Origin of the sequence: Lactiplantibacillus sp. ME-2 (assembly GCF_022549155.1) — a bacterium.
GTDB classification, from domain to species: Bacteria; Bacillota; Bacilli; order Lactobacillales; family Lactobacillaceae; genus Lactiplantibacillus; species Lactiplantibacillus plantarum.
Map to the genome: position 1 here is coordinate 1 of NZ_JAKZEQ010000112.1, position 1176 is coordinate 1176.

The 1176-nt window shown below is 38.1% G+C and carries 1 protein-coding gene; it reads right to left on the bottom strand.

Going from position 1 to position 1176, the window contains the following annotated elements:
* Positions 1 to 326 precede the first annotated feature (326 nt).
* Positions 327 to 1007, bottom strand: coding sequence for an IS6-like element ISS1N family transposase (locus MMY95_RS15575; RefSeq protein WP_015639778.1), 681 nt, complete (start codon positions 1005 to 1007; stop codon positions 327 to 329).
* Positions 1008 to 1176: the final 169 nt, after the last annotated feature.

The window sequence follows — 1176 nt, forward strand, 5'->3', positions numbered from 1 at the left end:
ACATGACTAGGCTGAAACATTTTGTTAAACTTCCTTATATCAAGGTGTGTAAGGAGGTGGCAATCTAATCAATTATATTGGTGTCAGCTATAAAGTGACCTCACGGGAGGATAATACGAGCATTCTAGCGTTTGCCGAGTATAATTATGCCATATACCCCTATAACGTCTCACAGGACGTCTTAGAGGGGTATATGGACATGCACGCTAAACGACAGCTATCAATCACCAATAAGCTTGCAACATCAGTTTGCCGATACAATTGCACTATAGGGTTCTGTTGCGAAGTTTGAAAATCAAACGCGCCCTCTCTGAACTCCAAATATCTTAGGCTGTTATTCCCATTAATACCTTGATTTCAGTAGACACCGAAAAGCCGAAGAGCGTTCCATTTCTTCGGTTCTTTTTATATATTCCTCGAATGGTCTCCATGCCCTTAATCGTGGAAGAGGCTGTACGGAGACTTTGATAAAATTTATTTCGTCGTTTAATAGGTCGATGGTCTTGTTCTATTAAATTGTTAAGATACTTCACAGTTCGGTGCTCTGTCTTAGTATATAAACCCACACTCTGTAACTTTCTAAAGGCGGAGCCAAGAGAAGGTGCTTTATCGGTCACAATTGCTTTCGGCTCACCAAACTGTTTATGGAGTCGTTTTAAGAAAGCATAGGCTGCTTGCGTATCCCGTTTCTTTCGTAACCAGATATCTAAGGTTAAGCCGTCCGCATCAATTGCACGATAAAGATAATGCCAACGTCCCTTAATTTTGATATAGGTTTCGTCCATTTTCCATGAATAGAAGGATTGTCTATTTTTCTTCTTCCAAAGATAATAGAGGACTTTGCTGTACTCTTGCACCCAACGATAAATCGTAGTATGACAAACATTTATTCCACGATCATATAACAATTCCTGAACTTCAGGATAGCTTAGATTGTAACGCAGGTAGTAACCAACAGCGACAATAATGACGTCTTTTTTGAATTGTTTGCCTTTAAAATGATTCATTACTCTGTCCTCTCTGTCTTTTTTCTCAACTTTACACTAAAATAGATTTTTTGGAAAACTTTGCAACAGAACCGTTTTAAAGTTAGTCTTGAAAAAGATTTTTTTGTTATTGGGTTAAAAATGCTATACTTTGAGGCAGAAGAAAGGAGAATTATATGACCCCTAATGA

Excerpts from the sequence above, each read along its gene's own strand:
- MMY95_RS15575 (WP_015639778.1), bottom strand. The coding sequence starts at position 1,007 with ATGAATCATTTTAAAGGCAAACAATTCAAAAAAGACGTCATTATTGTC.